The organism is Paenibacillus sp. V4I9 (assembly GCF_030817295.1).
Lineage (GTDB): Bacteria > Bacillota > Bacilli > Paenibacillales > NBRC-103111 > Paenibacillus_E.
This window is the reverse complement of the sequence record NZ_JAUSZE010000001.1, coordinates 3,158,793-3,179,906: the sequence shown is the minus strand read 5'-3', so window position 1 is coordinate 3,179,906 and position 21,114 is coordinate 3,158,793. Positions and strand designations below refer to the sequence as shown.

Here is a 21,114-nt window from a genome sequence, read left to right as displayed (position 1 = left end):
GATATGAGAGTAAACCACTATTTGCCGCAGCCCCGGTTCAGCCGGTATATGTGTTATCCGGAGTCGTTCGGGCATTACAAGGAGGAGACGAATCACCGAGAGAAAAGAACGGCCGAGCAGGTGCCTTATTACAATTTGCATGTGGTCATGAGCGGTACAGGATATGTAGTGCAAGGAAACCAGAAAGTTAGGCTTCACGCAGGAACAGGTTTTCTATATGGAGAAGGAATGCCTCAAGAGTACTATTCGGATGAGGGAGAGCCATGGGATATTCGGTGGGTACATTTCTTTGGCGAGGGCTTACCCGGACTTTTTGATTGGAAGATGGGCGGAAAGGTATGGGTCTTTGCTTGGGTAGGGGTCACGCGATTGCCGGGTTTACTAGATCAATTGTTAGTTAACGGTGAATCGTTCATTCAAGAAAAGGAGACGCAGATCTCTGCCTTGCTTTATGAAATTCTCATGGAGTTGCTGCAAAATGGGGAAGATTTAAATGGTACCCCGGCCATCGGATTGAGGCAAACGATGCTGAAGACAGCTGATTGGATCAAAGCAGAATGCACGAATCAATTAACACTGGAACATATGGCGGCATTTTCAGGATACAGTTCATACTATTTTAGTCGACAATTTCATCAGATCATGGGGAAAACGCCGAGCGAATTTTTATTGGAAAGCCGGTTGTTAAAGGCGAAGGAGTTATTGTCATCTACCAATTGGAGCGTTAAGCATATTGCTGAGCGTTTGGGCTTTTCACAATGCTCTTATTTTATTCGAAGGTTTCGTCTTGCAGAGGGACATACACCGGAGCAATTCCGGGTTTTAAGAGGTGTGAATCAATCAGTTGGTTACAAAAAAGAAATATGATTTTAAAGATGTTCTTGCCACGGTTGTGGTGCAAAGTTCTAATAAACGAGAATGAATGGTTGAATCCTTGCAGCGAAAAGAAAGACTGTCGATGGTTTGTCGACAGTCAGAAAGGTTCTCGATCCTATAGACCTTTTCTAATTTTTGATTCGGATTGTGGTTGTTAATCAAACAAACTAATTAGAGTGATAGATATCCAACCACCGTTATATAGTCGTGTTCTCCATAACCCTTTATGATAGAGATATCAAGGGGGTAGTCATCATGTACGCAAAGATCTACAAACACCGTTGGCAATATCTCATGATTTTACCGGGCGTCGTACTGTTGTTTCTCTTCAGCTACATTCCTATGGCGGGGATACAGGTTGCGTTCCGAGACTTTCAGATCGGCACCTCGATCTGGAACAGCCCGTGGGTCGGGTTGGACAACTTTTCTTTTATCCAGGACCCGCAATTTTTGATCGTCGTCCGGAATACGTTATATATTTCGGTGCTTAAGTTCATCTTTGGTTTTCCGGCCCCCATCCTTCTGGCGCTGATGATTAACGAGGTAACCCACTCGGTATTTAAGCGCTTCGTGCAGTCGGTCAGCTACCTGCCCCACTTTTTTTCCTGGATTGTAGTCGCTTACATCCTGCAATCTTTTTTGGCGCTGGACAGCGGACTGGTGAACCAGTTCGTCGGTAAAGTAGGCGGTGAGCCCATATTCTTCTTAGGGTCCACTGAATGGTTCCGCCCCATTGTGGTAGCGAGCGGGCTGTGGAAGGAAACGGGGTGGAACACAATTCTCTATCTGGCGGCCATCACGACCATCGACCCGCAGCAGTATGAGGCGGCCAAGGTGGAGGGGGCCGGGAAGCTGGCCCAGATACGGCATATTACCTTCCCGGGTATACTGCCGACGATTTCCATCGTACTGATCCTGAGTATTCCGAGCTTGATCACCGTCGGGATGGACCAAATTTACCCGCTTATGAATTCGGCCAACCAGCAGGTTTCGGATGTGCTTGATACCTACATTCTCCGAAGCGGGTTGCAGCAAGGCTACTTCGGAATGGCGACCGCCATAGGCTTGCTCTCGTCGCTGATCAGTCTCTTGCTGGTCGTGTCGACAAACAAGATATCGAGACAAATTAACGGCGAGGGATTGTGGTGAGTTTACATGATGAAACAGACTGGAGTTGAAAGATCGGTACAGCTGCTAATCGTGGCTTTGCTGACTATGCTGTGCGTAACCGTATTGTACCCGTTCCTGTATATGCTGGCGATTTCACTCAATGAAGGAGCGGATGCCGCCAAGGGCGGTGTGTATCTGTGGCCGAGAAGCTTCACGCTCATTAACTATGAGATTGTGCTGGGCAACGAAGTGATCCGGCAGTCGTATCTCATTACGGTTGCAAGAACGGTTGTGGGGACGGTTGCCGGGTTGTTCATCACCCTCCTGGTAGCCTTCGGCCTGTCCTACCGGAGTCTTCCGCTGAGAGGCGTGATCTTAAGCTATATTCTAATCACTATGCTGTTTCAAGGCGGCTTGGTCCCATTCTACATCCAATTGAACAACCTGGGCCTCCTGAATACGTTTTGGGTCTATATCCTCCCGGGCTTGTTCTCAGTTTGGAATATGTTCGTCATGCTGAAATTCATCCAAGGCATACCAGAAGCGCTTGTGGAATCGGCGGAGCTGGACGGGGCAGGTCCTGTACGGATCCTGTTTCAGATCATCATCCCCCTGTCCAAGCCGATGCTGGCGGCGCTCGGGTTGTTTACGGCAGTTGGGCATTGGAATGACTGGTTCGCCGGCGCCTTCTTCGTCACCGACCAGAGGCTAATCCCGGTCCAAACCTTCCTGCAGCAGCTGCTGGCGGCGCAGGATCTGTCCTCCGTGTTGGGCTCGAACAACAATCAGGAAGCATTGGCAAGGAGCTCACAGTTGAAGAATATCACACTCATGTCGATTAAGATGACTGTCGTGATGGTCAGCGCTATACCGATTTTGTGTGTGTATCCGTTTCTTCAGAAGTACTTCGTCAAAGGGGTTCTTGTGGGCTCTTTGAAAGGCTGATTAAGGGTAAAAGGCATCATCCAATATTCCGAAATTAAGGAATGAATAGGGGGAGTTTTGCAATGGGTTTCACAAGATCAAGAATGCGTTGGGCGGCGTTGACGGCAGCGGCCGTACTGGCCGTAGTCACAGGGTGCTCGGACGGGGATAGGGCGTCAAACACTGCTAGTCCGGCCACCACAGGGAGTCATTCGGCAACCGGAAGTCTGGCCGCCGGCGGTTCCAAGTCATTCAGTTTATGGTTGGGCTGGTCGGCAACCATCAATAACGACAGCTTGGTCCAGAAGTATTGGCGGGAGAAAGAACCCGGAATCGATGTTAAACTGGAAGCAACCCAAGGCGATGCAATCACTGCTTTGAATCTGAAGATCAATACGGGCGGCTTCGATGATGCGGCCATCTTCAGCAGGAACGATACGGTCAAGAGCGCTATGAACCGTTCCAAACAAATCATCCCAGTGGAACAGTATTTCAATATGCCTGATAAGTATCCCGGGTTGGCTTCCATTCCGAAGCAATACCTGGAACGCATGAAGGATAAGGATGGCCATATCTGGTCCATTCCCACCTGGTTCGATCAGAATCCGAGCGATCCCTGGCCGGGTTGGGCCTCCATGACCTGGACCGTCCGTTCCGACATCTTGGAGAAGGCGGGCATGACAACCAAGGACTTGGCCACCCTAGAAGGCGTCGAAGCCTTCCTGAAGAAAGCCGCGGAGCAAAAGGATGCATCGGGCAAATCGATTCTTCCCCTTTCCTTCTTACTGGACATCAACGATAATTTAGGTTGGAGCGACGAAAATGCGATTCTGACCGCATTCGGGGTATCCACTTCTGGTAAAGGTGTGGAGAAGAAAGGAAATGAGTTCGCATTCGCCTACGATGATCCGAACTACAAAGCCGCATATAAGTGGATGAACAAGATGTACCAGGACAAGCTGATTGATCCAGAAGTCGTGACCAACAAAAAAGAGCAATACCAAGAGAAAAACAAATCCGGGCGGGTTGCGCTCAACACAGGGAGCTTTTGGAATATTCCCAGCTCCCTTTGGGAAACGTTGGACGGTCCTACGGAACCCGGTTGGTACTATGAAGTGATTCCGTTCCCCAAGGTGAACGGCGTGAAGAAGGTCGGTGTGAACCAAGTCGTAAATCCGAATCCGGGTTTTGAAGTCTATATAAGTAAGAATTCGAAGAATTTGGAAGCAATTCTGAAGTTCTTTGACTACACGCTCCAACCGAAGCCGGAGATGCAGCAGGTCGTCAATGAAGGTCCCGCAGGATTGTATTGGGATTGGGCCGACAAGCCGTTGGGTAAATGGAGATTTACCAACGAAGAATACAAGAAGAGCCGGAATTCGGGCGATCCGGCCCAGAAGTCCAAAGTTACACCGGAGCTATATATGACTTCGTCTTTCAATAACAAGTGGTATCCGTGGTGGAATACCGCCGATGTGGACAAGGTCGGAGGGACCAAAACCTCCAAGTTCACGGAAGCGGTTGGCAAAATGGGTGGTGTACGGGTTGCCCACTCCTACGATCTGGTACAGACAAAGCAGGGTGGCGTATGGGAGAAGTATTGGCCGGAGATGGAGAACATCCGCAAGGAATACCGGTCCAAATTCCTGTTGGCCAAGGATGATGCCCAGTTTGAGTCCGCTTGGGAAGCCTTCCGGAATGCGCTGGAGAAGCGTGGGCACTGGAGTGAGCTGAAGAAGGAATGGAACGAATCCTATCAGGAGGAAATTAAAGTCAACGGAGAATTTTAAGAGTTGAAGGAGCAGCCCTCTTCCAAGGGGGGCGGCTCCCTTTGTAGTTCATGGAAGGGGAAAGCTATGAAGATCAAACATCTTATTGAGAAATCGGTCATACGTTTGACCCGTTACATGAGCTTAAGAAGCAAAATCGTCCTATTCTACAGTCTGATTGTGTTCATTCCCACGGTTCTCTTGGCCGTCGGTGCCGGTTACCTGGCTCTGCACATTGTAAGGGCGAATTATATGCTGACCATCAAGGAAGCGGTCCGTCAAAGCGCACAAAGCATCGAATTCCGGAAGCAAAGCTACGATTTGCTCGCCATCCGTACAGCGACTGACGGTGAGTTGATCTCCCGCCTTTCTCGGGACTACGCGGATATGGAGGAGCAGCTGATGACGGTCCAATATGTGGACCGCTCTTTTCTGTTCACGAGCAAATATTTGCCTGGCATTGAGGATTTCCGCATTTACCATAGTAATGGGACTCTGGTTCAGGACGGCGGACTCTTGTGGAAACCGGAAAATCGGATGCTCTCCGGAATAACCGAGAAGGTCTGGTATGAAAACAACCTCCATTCTCCAGGGAATCTCAATTGGTCCAACGCCCTGGATGACAAGACCCGACTGGTTGTTTCCCACAAGATCATAAATACTTACGGGAACATTTATGGGGTTGTTTACCTGCTGCTGAACTACAACGTAGTATTCTCGGAATCTTTCGAGCACCCCTTTGAAGGGGCGGGGGAACTATTTATCGTGGACGAGAACGGCAATATCATCGCATCCACGGACCCCGGTGAGATCGGGGACCGGCTTGCCAGTACACCGCTCAAGGAGTATTGGGATAAACCTGGTGCCATGGGTTCCCCCAGCAACGGGAAACTCCTGATTACGCAGAAAATCAACTCCGAATGGACTGTTGCAGCCTTGGTGCACCTGAACCGGTTGGAGGAGCAATCCACTCGGATACTTTATACGGTAGGATGGGGAATCGCCTTTTTCCTACTCTTGTCGATCTTTCTGATCACGACGGTGATCAAAAACGTGATATGGCGGATTCGCAAATTAGGAGTCCGGATGAACGATGTCTCCAACGGGGATTTTGAGGTTACGGTGAAGAACCGGGACAACGACGAATTGGGGGAGATCGAGATCTTGTTTAACTCCATGTCCAACCGTTTGGGCCGGCTTGTTAAAGAGCATACGCAAGCCATAATCCAGGAGCGGGAGCAGTCGTTCAAAGCGCTTCAGGCGCAAATCAATCCCCATTTCATTTATAATTCGCTCAGTTTGATCCGTTGGCGTGCCATGGACATGCAGGATGAGCTGCAGGTCCGGACCATCGACGCCTTGACAACCTTTTATCGGATTGCGTTGAACAACCGGGTCAATGTGACCAAGATTCGTGACGAACTCGAGCATTTAAAGGCATATGTCGAAATCCAGAAGTTACGTTACCCGGATCTGGTACACGTGGAGTGGCAGGTGAAAACCGAGGTGCTCGATTTGTACACCATCAAGCTGCTCCTGCAGCCGATTGTGGAGAACAGCTATTTGCACGGAAACATAACGAAGAGAAAAGATGCCTTTATTCAAATCTCGATCCAACAGGTGGAAGACACGGTTCAATTCTTTATCTTTGATAACGGGAAGGGGATTCCCGCCGAGAAGCTGGAGGCCATCCGAGCCGGCACCCATACCGGTACAAGCAACGGGTTCGGCATGAACAACATCCGCGAAAGGCTGAACTTGTACTTCGGGCTGGAGGGGCATTTTTCCATTGACAGCATTGAGGGCGAGTGGACGTCCGTATCCATTCGAATTCCAGTTTGCGAAATACGTCCCGAACTTAAACGAGGTGATGAGTGATGATCCAGGCATTAATCGTCGATGACGAGCCGATGCATATCCAAGGGCTTGTTCGCCATATCGATTGGGAAAAATTGGGATACCATCAGCCTGTGACCGCCGAGTCGGGGGAGGAGGCGCTTGCGATTATGGCCGATACCCGGGTGGATGTTCTCATTACGGATGTGTCGATGCCCGGGATGACGGGGATTGAGTTGTTGGCCAAGTGCAAATCGGATTATCCGCATCTGCAGTCCATGCAAACCGTGATGATCAGCGGGTATGACGAATTTGAATTTGTCCAGGAGGCCATTCATCTCGGGGCCAAGGCCTATGTGCTGAAGCCCATCAAGACGCAGGAGCTAGAGGAGAAGCTAGCCGCGTTCCGCGATTCAATTGAGAAAAGGATTCGGATTGAACGGGAGACTACCGCCCTGAAAGAAAAGGTGACCGGCAGTCTCGACGTTCTGCAGGAACGGTTCGTCAACGACCTGATCGAGGGGCGGATTCTCAGTGTGGAGTTGCTGGAATCCTGGCGACGTCTACTTGAGCTGCCGGAAAGGAATTGGCAGACCAGTCTCTTTTTATTCGGATACGACAGGCTTACTCCTTCCAACGCGCACGATGCTAGGGAATGGGTTGTATTCAGCGAAGGGCTGATGAAAATCGTCAAGGTGGGTTTATCCGGATTCACAGGGACATACTTTGGTAAGACAGGGGTGGACGAAGCGGCGGTCATCTATCTGAATGCCTCCCCGCTAGACCGCGCCAAGCTGGAAAAGCAGCTAGCCTTTATACAAGACGTACTAAGGGAGCAGTATAACACAACGGTGACCGTTGGAATCAGCAGGGAATGCCTCGGCTGGGAAGAGATTCCGCTATTGTACAAGGAAGTCAAATACATGATGGCCAACGGCAGACTGGCCGGTCCAGGCCAACTCCTCTATTTCGACAGGGGGGAAATGACCGAATACCGCGACTTTCGGCTACGCGAAGAATACATCCCCGAGATCGTCAAGATGCTGGAGAAGGGAGACAGCAGCAATGCCGTTGTATATTTCGACCATGCCTTCGACATGCTGTTAACACAGGAGCCGGTGTCCTTCTCGTATGTGCAGGCATTCGGCATGGGACTCATCAGCGAATTGGCGCGTAAGATCAAGCGGACCAAGGATTCCGATGGGGAATCGAACATCCTGATATGGCAGAAACTGATCATTTGCACCAACGCGACAGAGATCAGGGGAGTAGTTCTGGAGTATCTGAACCAATATAGCGTGTTAAAGCAGAAGGAGCAAACCAGGCAGCAGCATAACCTCGTCCATAAGATTTCGCGCTATCTGGAAGAACATCTGCAGGATAACGTGACGGTGAAGCAATTAGCCGAACAGTTCCATCTGAACGCCAGTTATCTAAGTGTTCTGTTCAAGAAGGAAACGGGCCAGACCCTCTCGGAATTCGTGCAAGAGGCACGGATGGCCAAAGCGAAGGAACTGCTCGGGGATCCGAATATCAAGGTTTACGAGGTGGCGGAACGTGTCGGCTTTCAGACTGCGGCATATTTTACCTTCCTATTCAAGAAAATGGTAGGCACCACGCCACAGGAATTCAGAGATTATCACTACGAGGAGTGATCGCTTGTATATTACGTTAAGCTTGCTTGGTAGAGGTTTAGGCTAATTCAAAAACACATATGTAGGAAAAAAATCACTTTAAACGAATATACTTAAGAAGATTCTTAGGGAATGGTGTGGTTGAAAACATTTGTTTAAATTTTTTAGAGGAGAGGGTCAAGATGGTTAGTTTTAGCTTAGTGTGATTAATCGTTCTAATTCTAATAGTTATTGTAATCTTTTATGCAGGTGGTATTAATGGACTTTATCAATCCAAGTGCTCTTCAAGTTCAACTTTTAGGTGTTCATATAACATTGTTCGGAGTAATTGTTTTGTTAGCTTTTGAAGGTTCTTCTGGATATGGATTTACTATTGGGTTAATCGGGCTTTTTACAGGCATGTTCGGTTCATTTAGAGAAACCCAAAGGGCTCAAAAAGAGAAAGTTGATTGAGCTAACGGGAAACGATAGCACAATAACAACAGGCTGCCGGCTTATTCGGTAGCCTGTTGAAGTAACTGGCAGGATAATGGAAATAATTCGAAGAAATTAACTAGGATAAAAATCGGCTGCTTTTTCTCGATACGAATGAAAGGGGCGATTGTAATTGAAGGTACGGAGTGGAGTAAAAGGAATCGTTGTAAGTAAAAACAAACTGCTGACAATAAAAAAGTATGATCAAGTATTTGGTGCTGATTTTACGTTACCAGGTGGAGGTCAAGAGCATGGTGAAAACTTGATCGAATCACTTAAACGTGAATTTCTTGAGGAAGTTGGCTGCCGTATAGAAGTGAAACAGTTTGCTTTTGTAAGAGAATATATAGGCAGAAATCATCATGGAAACAGCATGGTAGATCCGAATACTCATGTTGTAGACCATATTTTTTTGTGTGACATATTGGATGAACAAAATGTAGGTCACGGTACAGCTCCAGATGAGGACCATCTTGATATTGAGTGGATTCCAATATCAAGTCTTGAGGAATATAGATTTTTTCCTAAAGCTTTAATCCCGTACATCAGGGAAATTGCAGAAGGTAATATTATCGAAAGCATTTATACAGGGGATATAAATTGAATTCAGTATTGAAGTAAGAGAAACGATACTTAAATACGAGGGGCTGCCAGTAGTTTTGGTAGCCTTCGTTACGCTAACGGGCAGTTATCTTCAAATTAGTTGTGCTAAAATATGTATATAATTAGAACGGAATCCGAGCAAATAACTCATTTTAATAAATGTAGATTGAGGTGGGATAGATTTGTAAGTCCACCCATGTATATAGGGGGATAATGTATATGAATCATTTTGATGTTATTGATAAAAGTCTTTTCTTAAGTTTAACTAGGACTAAGCATTCACGACTAGAAGACGTTAATTTTGAATCTTTTTCGGGCGATATCACGAAGAATGAATTATCTCCATTTGCAGAATTTTATATCGCACCATTTATATTTTTAACACCAAATATGTGTATTAATATTCCATTAACAGGTATAGATCTAAATAATGATACATTGAGACAGTTGTTATGTCATTTTCAAAATATTACTGTCCTAACTTCAAAGGGAATTCCCGTAGAAATAAGATTCACAAATCTTGAACCTAAATCTAAGGAAATGTTTACTTTACTAATGAGTCAAAAAAAGATAAATCCTTTCATTCTGGATTTATACCGATTCTATGGAGAACATGATGCTTCCGGTGATTATAAGTATGTAAAATTTAATAATAAGTCTGTAAATCTTACTTGCGAAGGCTTGATAAATTCAATTTACATTAAAGCATTTGACGATATTTGGCGTAATATAAAACAAATTTACTCTGACAAGAATTATGTACATCTTTATCCTAATTGGCAATTTTCCGACCAGTTAACAAACTCAATTTCATTCAATTATTTTTCAACTGCCTGTAAAGAAGTTTATTTATGTGTAGATAATATAACGTCTCGCGTTCTTGAACTAACCCTTTCAAATGATAAATGATGATAACTTAAGATATCTGAAGTCATGTGAAGCGGTTATCTCATAGATAATTTTCAGGTATGTACTTGATTCAGTAGTTGTCGAGTGACAAGAACATAGACCGATAATCACCCGAAGAAAATGCGGATTTTTTATTTTCTCGGATCCATGTCGGATGACAAGAGAATTATCTCATTTCCGATGGATTGTAGCAGAGGTGGCGTTAACGATTAAGCTAACGGAAACGTTACTTCAATATACTACAAAATGAGGCTGATACCGCGGAAACGAGTGGCAGCCTCATTAAGCTATCGGGCAGGATAGTTTAGAGGGAAGTGGAGAGCTAAAATGCAAATAGCCCGCCATTCACTGGCGGATTATTTGCATTACTTTTCTTTTTTTTATCTTCAGGAGCCGTAAGCTGTTGAACGTTACAATCAGCGTTGCTCCCATGTCAGCTAAAATCGCCAGCCATAGCGTCAGCCAGCCAGGCACAATGAGTACGAGCGCTAAAAGATTGATGCTTAGTGAAAAGGCGACGTTTTGCTTTCGGTTGAGAAATATTTTAATTGCAATGACGTTAGCGATACATTTTATGAAGAGTTACGACGGATGGAAAGCAAATTGCCTTTAATTATCGTAACAGTGACAGGAGGCGACGTTCATCGAGGTAATATAAACAGTTTCGTAGTCCATGATGAGTCTAAATGTCATCGCTGGATAGACATCTTTTTATGAAAAACCTCATCCAACAACATTATTTCTGCTTTTTGGCTGACGGCATGGTTCCCAAGCTTTACATCAATGATAAAGTCATTGCTCAGCATCTGGTGGTAACGAGAAATAATATCGGTGTCTGACAACTCTCCCATTGCCTTTGTTTCAGGTGGAATTACCAAAATTCCTGCTTGCTCTACCAGGTGGATGTTTTGTTTAATATCAGCAGCGATCTTACTTAGAGTGCTTACACTTCTTGCTATCTCTATATCCACTATTCCGTCAATAGTATAGAAGTGTTTATTTACGATAGCCAATGCAGTATGCGAAATATGGAATGCCTGAATGTCTTTTTGGATTTCATAATGTAAATCAACCGTTTCAAGTATTTTGGCAAGTTCTTTTACTCTTTCGGTTGTCAATCCATTTATTTCACCAAAAATGGTTCCTTGATGTTTTTCGGATCCAAATTGGGCGTATAGAACATCCTCTTTGATGTCTCCACCCGCACCCGGGAAGCCTGGGAGTAACCGGTCGCCCACGATTTCAAGCCAGCTTTCATATCCAATGGTATTGGTCAAGGTGACAATGGTTTTGCTCTGATTATTCTTGATCAAAGTCAGGGCAGATTCAGCCTGATCATATCGTACTGGAACAAAAATGTAATCATAAATGTCATCGTCCTCAAGCTTTTCTATAGTCTTGATCGATATTTGCTTTATCGTTCCATTATCGTTGTATCGCAGTCCATTCCTTTTCAGTTCATCCAGCCTCTTTCCACGTGCCAGCACTGTTACATCCAGTCCGTACTGTGCAAATCGGAGAGCGTATACACTGCCAATCACACCAGCGCCAAATATCAAGAGTCTATTTTGTTTTGTGTTCATTTTGTTCCATCCTTTCAACGAATTAGTCACGAATTGTTTAAACAACATCTGTTGTCTGATAATATTATATTGTCGCATTCTAATGAATTCAACTGACAGAATCAGTGGAAAGTTGCATAGACAACACATTGCGATAATTGATGTTTAAGAGGAGCTATGGTTATGGTAAAACTGCAAGATCCAAGGGTTTTGCGTACACGACAGTTAATAAGGGAAGCATTCAAAGAATTGTTGAGGAGTAAAGGATTCGATGCAATAGCCATAAAGGATATAGCACAGAAAGCAACCATTAACCGCGCTACCTTTTATGCCCATTATGAAGATAAATATGCTTTGCTGGAGGAGACCATAGAAAAGGCGTTTCACGGGATGATCCCTGAAGAAGTTGTAAATGCAAGGGAGTTTACAGGTGAAATATGCGACCAGTTGATCTTGCTGACACACCGCTATATTGTAGACTTTTATCGGATATGCAGAATGGATTCCAAATCTATTGCTAAGCTTGTTGATGAAAAAATAAAGAAAATGTTGCAGCAAACAATAGAAAGCATATTTTTGAAAGGAGATAACCACCAAATGGTAGTCCTCCATCATTCAAAGATCATTTCGGCCATGACAGGCTCAGCGATCTACGGTGCTGCCCATTGTTGGTTTATGAGTGGGGAAAATGATCGAACAGATTTACTTGTAGACATTGTTCGTCCCTATGTAATGAATGGTCTGGGTTTGTATCGCAAATGAAGAACGGCAAGTGATATATCTGGAGTCAGTTCAAAAAAAGGGGGGCAAACCTAAAATTGGACACCGCCCCAAAAGGTAGCTTCACTTGCCGAAAACGTCTTTGTTGCCGTCCAGATGCCGATGACCAGGCTCTACTTCGTTGAGGGACAATCTACAATCATTATTTAGGGTGAGATGCCAGCAGTACGAGAATATGTTCTAGTCTTTGGAGATACATAACACATCAACAAGCGTTACTTTCTAAGTGAGGGTAAGATCCAAATCATTCCTTTAGATGAGCGAATTAGGATTCAGAAGTTGTATATCGAATGGTTGGCTGATAAAGGGATGCGTCATGACATTATAGTGGGTAAGTAATATGGGATTGAACTAACGGAGAACGTTTGTAAAAAAGATCATCGGCTTAGTACAGTCAATGATCCTTTTTTCTGCTGAAGTCACGTGAAGTAAAACCTTTCCAACCAATAGAAATTAGGAAGAAGCAACAAAATCAATAAATTGCTCGTTAATGTATTACGAGGTGAAATTAAATGAGAAAAATGAGTAGTTCCATCATAATGATTGTATTAGTGGTCTCCATGATTTTGTCGGGCTGTTCAAACAGTAATTCAGTTAAATCTGATTTAGTAGGATCCGTCAAGGTAGAAAATCTAGATTCGGATTCAAAAGTAACTTATACTTTCAAAAATCAAAGCGAAAAAAGAGTGACAGTTGTTGGAGGAGCAGGATATAAGTTGCTAAGAGACAACAAAATAGTGGAAGAAGGCGGGGTTCCAGTAAAAGACTACATTGATTTGGAGCCTGGTGAAGAGTATACAGATAAAAAGACATTTTCGAACTTACAACCAGGATCATACAGTATACATGTGGAATGGAACAAAACGATAGTTTCGGATAACTTTGTTCGGAACTAACAATATTATATCTTCCTTGTTAAGCTAACGAGGAACGATAGTTCAATTGTGTATCGAATTAACTCTTCTTTACTCGGCTATTAGCATAAACATGGAACTAGACGTTAAAAAAGCTGGTACATTTCATGTGCAGATTTGCATGCATGAACATGTACCAGCTCTTTAAAATTTATTCATCCATTTTGCTTGTTAGTTGACATCTTGGATTGCTTTAGCAGCTAAATCCGCGAGCAGTTGTTGTCCTTCCAAATTAGGATGAACGTCTTCAGGAAGAATAAGGAGATTTTGTTTCCCGATAAACGCTGTGAATGCATCAGCGATTTTAATACTTGAATCTGCCTTAAAAGAACTGATTGCTACGTTTGCTCCATATAGCAAAGCACCGGCTTGTGCATCCTTTCCGTAAAAAGGATTATAAATCGTATATAATATAATCGGAGCATCTGTCAAAGTGCGAATTTCATAAACAATTTGCTGTAGATTTGTAACAAGATTTATCGTGATATTTTGCATTAAAGATACATCATCGAGTGTAGGTTGATAATTCGGAATCGTCATTAGCTTGGTTATAATCGGACTTGCACCCTTTAAAAAGTCGGCACTTCCGATATTAAGTGTGATCACATCTGCATGACGAACGGCTTGACGATACTTTTCAGTTTTAAGAAGAGTTAGGAGGTCAGATGACGTATCTCCAGGAACTCCAAGATTTCGCACACGGTACTTTTCGCCTTCCACTGCAAACTCCGGAAATGCTTCTTTCGACGGGTGATTGTTTTTTGTGTCTAAGTTATACCCAAAAGTGATGGAATCTCCGAGAGCAACAAGAGATTTTTGTTCTTGTGCAAACGCTGTCGGTACCATGATCGCAAAACATAATGCAAAAGATAAAGCCAATTTTACTGTAGATTTAAACATAGTTTCCTCCTTGGTGGTTTGTGTGATACATAACGTATCAATAATAAACTAACAGTCCCGAAATGTCTGTCATAATTCGCCGTTTTGGCAATAAAACCAAATACATGCATTGATGCCTTTTAATTGTGCAGTCATCTGCGCTACGGGCAGGATAACTAATTCAGTGGATAAAATGTCTAAAATCAAAATAACTCTTTTAGTACAACTTCAGAACATTTACATTTGATGTTGATGGTAATGAGTTCATAATTCTATAAGTAAAAAAAGAGGTGATGATATGAAAAGCCCAACAGATCAATTGTTCATCAATCATGTGGCAGAACAACTCGGTACCGTACCGGGAGTTCAAAGTGTAGCTTTAGGCGGATCACGAGCTACCGGTGAGAATCGTCCTGATAGCGACTTCGATTTCGCAATTGAATTTTGCACTTTTGCAATGGTTTATGCCTATGATAGTATAGTGAAAGCAGGCTAGTGCACTCAATAATAGTCATACTTCAGCTACAGATAATATGAGCGGCAGCGTTTCTGATAGAATAGATATTGTATCGAATTAATAAACAGGGGTATAGATGTTGAAAAAGAAAAAGATGCTTATTATTTTGAGTTTTTGTACCACCCTTTTATTTTTGAGTATATCGACTCAAACAAAAACGTTAGCAAATATAGGTTTATATGACAAGATGAAAACTGCAATTACTGGGCGTGGTATTTCTAAAGATCCCGATGGTAAAGATATATCAATTACTTCTGTTGATTATAAAAAAACAACTAAAGATGTAAAGATTAAAAAGGAAAACGAGATTCCTGGATACGTATCTGATATAGAGTTAGCCGAAAAGGGCGGAATGTATACCCGAAAAAGTTTAATGACATATCATGATTTTATTGATCTAGGGATTGCAGATGACCTTAGACACGATATTGAACCAGAGAGAATGGTATGGGTATTTACATCTAAGTTTAGGAATGATCATAACTTAGGAGAAAGTGTGGTACCAACAAGAGAAGTAACAACAGTTATTGATGGGGAAACCGGAGATGTCTTATCCGTATACAATTCTTCTAACATAAACCAGGTAAAAAGAATGCCTTCTCCTGATAGTAACTCCATATTTTATAATAAGCAGTAGTTATTGAATCCAACTAATAAATCGAAACCCTTGAAGTGTGCTTTAAGGGTTTTTCAAATACACATAATTTGTGTCTAATGGTCGGCAATCTCAGGAATCAGGCCGAAGAGATAGGTGGTACTATATGTCCCAATACGTCTCTAATGCGTGTTTTAAAGAGATGAGTTGGATCAGCTACGAACGGGTAGAAGCCCAGGGAGATAGAATACGTGTAATCTTCTGATGTCGTATGAGCGTTCAGCTAACGGCAGAACGCTAGCTCCATAGCAGGCTGCCGATTATAAACTCGGTGGCCTGCTGTGCTAACGGGTAGGATAGCGCGATTACTTGGTTCAGTTATTTTTTGATCTGGCTTGACCTTAACATCATGTGATGGATTAGAATATCGGTTATTAGACATGGAAGGGGAGGGTTTTATTCATATTAGTGAATTGTCCCGCAAGACAGGAGTAAGTCTTCGTTCTTTGCGCTATTATGAAGAAAAAGGACTATTGAAACCTGCTCGGCTGGAAAATGGTTATCGTGAATATGATGAATCCCATATTGAACAAGTAAGAATTATTAAACTGTATTTTAGTCTTGGTCTCACTACTAAAGAAATAACCGATTTTTTTCACTGTACGATTAGTCACGAAATTCAACGTCAATGCTTGCCGATTGCCGTAGAAGTCGGCGAAAGGAAGCTTGAAGAAATCAAAAAACAAATAGAGACCTTAAGAAAAGCCGAATCTCACTTGGAGGAGAATCTATCAAGTTGGAGAGAAATCTTACAAAAAGGAGAGGGCCAAAATGAATAGTCTAATGGATCAAGGAAATCCCCGAATTGCATTAGTCACAGGAGCTAACCGCGGTATAGGAAGGGAAATCGCATATCAACTGGCTTTGAAAGGGTTAAAAGTATTGATTGGCAGCCGAGACGAAGATAAAGGGCGTCACACCGTAGAAGAGATGCGTCATGAAGGACTGGCAGTTGAGTTACAAGTCGTTGATGTGAATGACACAGAAAGTGTCAGAAAGATGGCAGAGTCAATTAAACAACTATATGGTCGTCTAGACATATTGGTAAATAACGCCGGGGTACTACTCGATCACGGGGTTTCTGTGTTGGATGCAGATGAGACAGTGATAAAAGTGACATTTGAAACTAATTATTTTGGTGCATTACGAATGATTCAAGCCACTGTTCCCTTGATGAAAGAACATAGATATGGACGCATCGTCAATCTCTCATCAGGATTGGGGGCTTTTGAGGTACTACAGGGATTATTAGGCCTTAAAGGATCATCATCTGCGTATCGTATCTCAAAGACCATGCTCAATGCCTTGACGTGTTTAGTTGCGCAAGATGTGGCTGAAATGGGTATCAAAGTTAATGCTGCCTGTCCTGGTAGAGTACAAACGGATATGGGAAGATCAACTACTTCGAATTCAGTCGCGGAAGGAGTACCTGCTCCAGTGACGGTTGCTGAAGGAGCAGACACGGCTGTCTGGCTGGCAACTCTGGATGAAGATGGTCCCAATGGCGGATTCTTTCGAGAACGTAAACCCGCCAATTGGTAGAAGTGTATGATTAAATTAAAGCAGTCTATATTTCTAACTATAAAAGGTTACCAAACAGCAGTTTCTTTGTTACGCTAACGAGGAACAATAGTTGAATGGGCTTGCCGCGAGGCAGCAACTTTTTCATTGAAGTAACGGGAGATTATACGCAATAGATGATTGTTCATTTACGATACGGTTCACCGTAGTGTAACTAAAACAAAGTTCTGTTTGACCATAAGATTTACATTTGTATATAAAGACAAAGCCACTCCTGACAACGGAGTGGTTTCTTTAATAGAACTTCTCTTTTATTTAGTAATTTAATTAATGAACCTATTTTGAATCCTCACGAGTGCTAAAACGGACAATTCCTGCAAGTAAAGGAAGCATACTTGAAGCCCATAAAACCCCACCTACTCCTAACCATAAGGAATTGCTTTCGGATGCCATACTGGAATGAAGTGGTTTTGTACCAATAGCATTAAGACAGCATGTTACAGCTATCGAAAAAATAATCATATGAGCAATTATCCATCCAAAAGCACTTCGATATATTGACTTCCTTTGTTTTATCCAAAGCAAAATAACAAACAAGAATGAAAGTCCCATAACTATTACAAAACCACCTACTAACATACCCATTGTTTCTTGTTCCATTGGTAGCAATTTTTACACTTCCTTTCATGAAATCCAATCATCTTGCATTTGTAACCTTTATATCTGCATGAACTCATAATATTTACACTTTTCAACCATTAGTTATCTTATAACTTGAATCTAAAGCCAATTATTATTAAAATACCAGATAACATGTAAAGCAATGGTAATAATCCAGATAATCTCATTTCAAGTTCAAGTGATTGACCCATTTCCAAAAAACCTATTAATGGAATTGAAACAATAAAAGCAATCATCAGAAAGACTGCCCTTCTGATGCATGAACCAATAATTGCACAAAGGATAGAAGGTATAAAAAAGGTTGCCATCATATCTGTTTCTGGCTCTGATAATATAATCACATCGTTAGTGCTAATAGTGACGAGAATATTCCAAGCATTGACCCTATTTTGGTAAACATATTCAAGTTCAATATCCCACCTTTGTTTGCATAAAAATCATTCTTTCATCTGTCTATTCATCCCTGAATCCCCTGAAAGCTGTAACATCACTACTTGCTTATTACTCTCATCAACAACTAAGGTTATACATGGAACAAAGGTGGCAAAGAACCTTAACGTCTTCGATTCTTTCAAATCATCTACAAGTATCCAACCTGTTGGGATAAAGCCAAACTCCTCACCCAAGTCAAAATATCCCTTTGTGAAAAAATCCTGAATGTCATTTGTATTGTCAATATCATACTTATTTAACGCATTGAGTCTAACGGAGTAACGAGTAAGTTCTCTTTTTTTACCATCTGTCCATATACACATGTCATTAGTTCTAATTAAGTCATGTATAACCTGAATAATTCCAATGTTCGTGCTGTTAAACATTTTTTTTGAATCTTTCTTTAGATATTGCATATTAACAACATCAATTTCATCTTCAACATACACAATTTTTACATCTTCAAAATGAGGTGCAATGTCATTCATTATCAGACTACGAGCAGTTTCATCTTTCGCAGAATAGATATTCATCATATTGTCTGCTAAAAGCACACTACCAGCAGAAAGCAATCGTGCTAATTCAGTCATAGTTGCAGGTGATTCAAAGGAAACCTTTTTTAAATTAAATCGCCTATGATGTATTTGCTTCAAATCTTTATTTGTTGGTTTAAACTCCTCAATCCAATCAAACATATATATCATCCCTACCTATGTATTGTCATTCCGCATTACACCATATCTTCAAATTTCACTCTTAGTCGAGCGGTGGATGTGCTATACCCTTTTCACCATTCAAACAACTTCATTTTGGTGTAACCCCCCCTACATAACAACATCAGAACTCCTAGACAGCCTTCTAAGGCATGTTTGAATCCCACGTAAAGACTTTCACACACTCCTATCAGAGCCGCGAAGTTGTAGGCTAATTTGCGGTGACCGTAGCATAAATGGAAGTCAGGTCGTTAATCTAACGGGAAACGATAGTGGAGGAGCTTGCTTTAGGCAGCTCCTCTTTTAGTTGATTGAAGTAAAGGGCAGGATTGTGCAACAGTTGTCTCCCATTTTCGTCTATATATTTACTTGGAAATAATTTGGTGGGGTGTTTAAAATGAAACAACTATGCTCATTGTTATTTGTATTACTATTTATAATTACTGCTTGTAGTACGGAAACAGATTTGGCGGCAAGCTCTGATATCGAGAATCAGAAAAAGGGAGCTGTTGAGCAAGAGAACAAAATGCCAAAAGTAATGCCCACCGATTTCGATTTCGCGGTTCGTTTCGGATATGGTGAGATTACTAAAAATGAAATTAATACCTATCAAGATACGGTTACAAAAGATTTGATAATGAACGGGGATATAACGGCAAAAATCACTTTTACCATAGAAGAGATGCGCAGCATTTATGAGAATATGAGAGAGATAAATATCATGGGAACGAAAGAGTTGGTACCAACTAACAAGAATTGTTCTAGCATCCCCTATAATGAAGACAGTTGGAAAATTAGTGTAGATGGAGAAACAAAAACATTTACTTGGTCAGATAAAAATTGTGACGTAACGAGCGATGCAAAGCAACTACTAGGATTACGAACATTCATCCAACATATAGTTGCGGGTAAGGATTCTTATAAAGAATTACCCAAAGCTGAGGGTGGTTATGAATAAAAAAATAGAAATCCAATTGGAAAATGCTATTTAACGGAGAACGTTACGTCAATAAACTACAAAATGAGGCTGCCTCCGCGAAAACGAGCGGCAGCATTAAGCTATCAGGCAGATTAGCTATGAAGAAGGTTATTTCGTTCTTTTATCGAATACAGTCAATTAAAGAAGATTAGATTTGCTAAGGAGCTTCTAGGATTTACTGAGAAAAAGGTGGTGGATTATAGTAATGGAACCTATTCAAATTCCAATATGGACTTTAGTTATGCCGATTTTATCTGTTGTCTTTTTGTTGTTGTTAATCGTTTCAATCATAATTCTTGTGGTTAACTCCCAAAAGAGTACTCGAAGTCTTCAAAACATTGAAGCGTTACTTAAGGAACTCAAAAAAGATAAAGACAACCATCATACTTAATGGGAACACGATCACCACTTTTTGGGTGGTTTTTTCATTTTTCTATTAGACCAATACTCTATATAGCTCTAGAATGACTATTCAGCTAACGGATACGATAGCACTACGTTTGAGGTGAGGATATGCTCGAGGAGATACTGTCAGTTATAGCTGGTGTTACGATCTTTGAAGAAACTGCCGCTGTATTTGAAAAGGTGAAAATATATGCCGTCCCAGGTGCTGAACAGACCATGGATCGCCTTGAGGAGCATCTGGTAAGTATATCTTGATGCACGGGCACGTTAGTTCAATTCTAAACCCAGCGGCAGTATTCCACAGTCCAGTAATGCCGCTGGTTTTATCATTATTTTCCCAGTTCCAGCAGGCATTACTGAAATGTGAGTGAGCCGTCCCATTTGACAAACAAGAGTTTTTAAGATATTTTATATGCTATAGCATGTATTGATCTTATAGAGAGGAGAGCATATATTATGGAGCTAAATAATCTCACTGGTTTTCTTGTTCATCGAACAGATGTAAAAATGACTAATTTTTTCACGAAAATACTTAAACAATATGAAGTAACTCCTGAACAATGGGGGATTATCAATATACTTGACGCGGAAAGAGCAACGAGCCAGAAAGAGCTTGCTGAAGCCATTGATAGAGATCAAACCACTGTTGTGAGGATGATTTATTCACTTGAAAAAAAAGAAATAGTAAGAAGAATACAGAATGATTTTGATAAACGATCCCACAACTTGTTCCTTAGCGACAAAGGAATGAGTCTCAAAACAAAACTTTTGCCAATTGTAACGGCTGCTCACGATCATGTTACCAAAAATTTGAGTAAAGATGAACTTCAACAGTTACATGAGCTACTTAGCAAACTGTATTCAAGCGTAAAAGATGAGTAGTGCCTAGGCATCTTGAAGTGCGTGTTGCAATTCGAGATGCAGACACAACGAATTGAAGA

The 21,114-nt window shown here is 42.2% G+C and carries 21 protein-coding genes and 2 pseudogenes; 18 read left to right on the top strand and 5 right to left on the bottom strand.

The window, feature by feature from the left end; translation table 11 throughout:
* Positions 1-3 precede the first annotated feature (3 nt).
* From QFZ81_RS14735 to QFZ81_RS14695, 9 genes are all read left to right on the top strand, one after another.
* On the top strand, positions 4-867 hold the full coding sequence (locus tag QFZ81_RS14735; RefSeq protein WP_307603211.1) for an AraC family transcriptional regulator: 864 nt from the start codon (positions 4-6) through the stop codon (positions 865-867).
* 264 nt (positions 868-1,131) lie between these two features.
* Positions 1,132-2,025, top strand: coding sequence for an ABC transporter permease (locus QFZ81_RS14730; RefSeq protein WP_307443621.1), 894 nt, complete (start codon positions 1,132-1,134; stop codon positions 2,023-2,025).
* Positions 2,026-2,031: 6 nt separating this feature from the next.
* Positions 2,032-2,931 (top strand): carbohydrate ABC transporter permease, encoded by a 900-nt coding sequence (locus QFZ81_RS14725; RefSeq protein WP_307443619.1) that lies wholly within the window; start codon positions 2,032-2,034, stop codon positions 2,929-2,931.
* A 62-nt stretch (positions 2,932-2,993) separates the two neighbouring features.
* The gene (locus tag QFZ81_RS14720) at positions 2,994-4,700 is read left to right on the top strand and encodes a type 2 periplasmic-binding domain-containing protein (RefSeq protein ID WP_307443617.1); all 1,707 of its coding nucleotides are present in this window, start codon (positions 2,994-2,996) and stop codon (positions 4,698-4,700) included.
* 66 nt (positions 4,701-4,766) lie between these two features.
* Positions 4,767-6,557 carry a cache domain-containing sensor histidine kinase gene (locus QFZ81_RS14715; RefSeq protein ID WP_307603209.1) on the top strand — a complete coding sequence of 597 codons (1,791 nt, stop codon included), beginning with the start codon at positions 4,767-4,769 and terminating at the stop codon, positions 6,555-6,557.
* Entirely contained in the window at positions 6,557-8,170 is a 1,614-nt protein-coding gene (locus tag QFZ81_RS14710; RefSeq protein WP_307603207.1) for a response regulator, read from the top strand. The genes QFZ81_RS14715 and QFZ81_RS14710 overlap by 1 nt, the downstream gene beginning before the upstream one ends.
* A gap of 237 nt (positions 8,171-8,407) precedes the next feature.
* Entirely contained in the window at positions 8,408-8,602 is a 195-nt protein-coding gene (locus QFZ81_RS14705) for a hypothetical protein (protein WP_307443614.1), read from the top strand.
* A 154-nt stretch (positions 8,603-8,756) separates the two neighbouring features.
* Entirely contained in the window at positions 8,757-9,227 is a 471-nt protein-coding gene (locus QFZ81_RS14700; protein ID WP_307603205.1) for an NUDIX domain-containing protein, read from the top strand.
* 218 nt (positions 9,228-9,445) lie between these two features.
* Positions 9,446-10,135: a hypothetical protein gene (locus QFZ81_RS14695; protein WP_307603203.1), complete on the top strand. Its 690-nt coding sequence runs from the start codon at positions 9,446-9,448 to the stop codon at positions 10,133-10,135.
* A gap of 345 nt (positions 10,136-10,480) precedes the next feature.
* On the opposite strand, the pseudogene QFZ81_RS14690 reads toward QFZ81_RS14695, so the two are convergent.
* Together QFZ81_RS14690 and QFZ81_RS14685 are read right to left on the bottom strand one after the other, a co-directional pair.
* Positions 10,481-10,663: pseudogene (locus QFZ81_RS14690) on the bottom strand (hypothetical protein); the annotation flags it as partial.
* A 161-nt stretch (positions 10,664-10,824) separates the two neighbouring features.
* Positions 10,825-11,718: a ketopantoate reductase family protein gene (locus QFZ81_RS14685; protein ID WP_307603201.1), complete on the bottom strand. Its 894-nt coding sequence runs from the start codon at positions 11,716-11,718 to the stop codon at positions 10,825-10,827.
* A 162-nt stretch (positions 11,719-11,880) separates the two neighbouring features.
* Between QFZ81_RS14685 and QFZ81_RS14680 the strand changes: the two genes are divergently transcribed.
* Both QFZ81_RS14680 and QFZ81_RS14675 read left to right on the top strand, forming a co-directional pair.
* Positions 11,881-12,459: a TetR/AcrR family transcriptional regulator gene (locus tag QFZ81_RS14680; RefSeq protein WP_307603199.1), complete on the top strand. Its 579-nt coding sequence runs from the start codon at positions 11,881-11,883 to the stop codon at positions 12,457-12,459.
* Between the two features lie 530 nt (positions 12,460-12,989).
* Positions 12,990-13,373 (top strand): putative periplasmic lipoprotein, encoded by a 384-nt coding sequence (locus QFZ81_RS14675; RefSeq protein WP_307603197.1) that lies wholly within the window; start codon positions 12,990-12,992, stop codon positions 13,371-13,373.
* Positions 13,374-13,562: 189 nt separating this feature from the next.
* Here the strand turns inward: QFZ81_RS14675 and QFZ81_RS14670 are convergent, their stop codons facing one another.
* Complete coding sequence (locus tag QFZ81_RS14670) at positions 13,563-14,291, bottom strand: GDSL-type esterase/lipase family protein (protein WP_307603195.1); 729 nt, start codon at positions 14,289-14,291, stop codon at positions 13,563-13,565.
* Between the two features lie 277 nt (positions 14,292-14,568).
* Here QFZ81_RS14670 and QFZ81_RS14665 point away from each other — a divergent pair, with 277 nt between their 5' ends.
* The 4 genes from QFZ81_RS14665 (at position 14,569) to QFZ81_RS14650 (ending at position 16,984) form a co-directional block, all read left to right on the top strand.
* Positions 14,569-14,766: a nucleotidyltransferase domain-containing protein gene (locus QFZ81_RS14665; RefSeq protein WP_307603193.1), complete on the top strand. Its 198-nt coding sequence runs from the start codon at positions 14,569-14,571 to the stop codon at positions 14,764-14,766.
* 97 nt (positions 14,767-14,863) lie between these two features.
* Positions 14,864-15,424 carry a hypothetical protein gene (locus tag QFZ81_RS14660; RefSeq protein ID WP_307603191.1) on the top strand — a complete coding sequence of 187 codons (561 nt, stop codon included), beginning with the start codon at positions 14,864-14,866 and terminating at the stop codon, positions 15,422-15,424.
* 398 nt (positions 15,425-15,822) lie between these two features.
* Positions 15,823-16,221, top strand: coding sequence for a MerR family transcriptional regulator (locus tag QFZ81_RS14655; protein ID WP_307603189.1), 399 nt, complete (start codon positions 15,823-15,825; stop codon positions 16,219-16,221).
* Positions 16,214-16,984: an SDR family oxidoreductase gene (locus QFZ81_RS14650; RefSeq protein ID WP_307603187.1), complete on the top strand. Its 771-nt coding sequence runs from the start codon at positions 16,214-16,216 to the stop codon at positions 16,982-16,984. Before QFZ81_RS14655 ends, QFZ81_RS14650 begins: the two co-directional genes overlap by 8 nt.
* A 315-nt stretch (positions 16,985-17,299) precedes the next feature.
* Here QFZ81_RS14650 and QFZ81_RS14645 read toward each other — a convergent pair whose 3' ends face one another.
* Together QFZ81_RS14645 and QFZ81_RS14640 are read right to left on the bottom strand one after the other, a co-directional pair.
* Positions 17,300-17,632, bottom strand: coding sequence for a hypothetical protein (locus tag QFZ81_RS14645; RefSeq protein WP_307603185.1), 333 nt, complete (start codon positions 17,630-17,632; stop codon positions 17,300-17,302).
* A 449-nt stretch (positions 17,633-18,081) separates the two neighbouring features.
* Positions 18,082-18,771, bottom strand: coding sequence for a hypothetical protein (locus tag QFZ81_RS14640; protein ID WP_307603183.1), 690 nt, complete (start codon positions 18,769-18,771; stop codon positions 18,082-18,084).
* Between the two features lie 415 nt (positions 18,772-19,186).
* Between QFZ81_RS14640 and QFZ81_RS14635 the strand changes: the two genes are divergently transcribed.
* The 3 genes and pseudogenes from QFZ81_RS14635 (at position 19,187) to QFZ81_RS14625 (ending at position 21,055) form a co-directional block, all read left to right on the top strand.
* On the top strand, positions 19,187-19,747 hold the full coding sequence (locus QFZ81_RS14635; RefSeq protein WP_307603182.1) for a hypothetical protein: 561 nt from the start codon (positions 19,187-19,189) through the stop codon (positions 19,745-19,747).
* Positions 19,748-20,317: 570 nt separating this feature from the next.
* Positions 20,318-20,428: pseudogene (locus QFZ81_RS14630) on the top strand (polyketide cyclase); the annotation flags it as partial.
* Between the two features lie 201 nt (positions 20,429-20,629).
* Positions 20,630-21,055 (top strand): MarR family winged helix-turn-helix transcriptional regulator, encoded by a 426-nt coding sequence (locus QFZ81_RS14625; RefSeq protein WP_307440771.1) that lies wholly within the window; start codon positions 20,630-20,632, stop codon positions 21,053-21,055.
* Positions 21,056-21,114 lie beyond the last annotated feature (59 nt).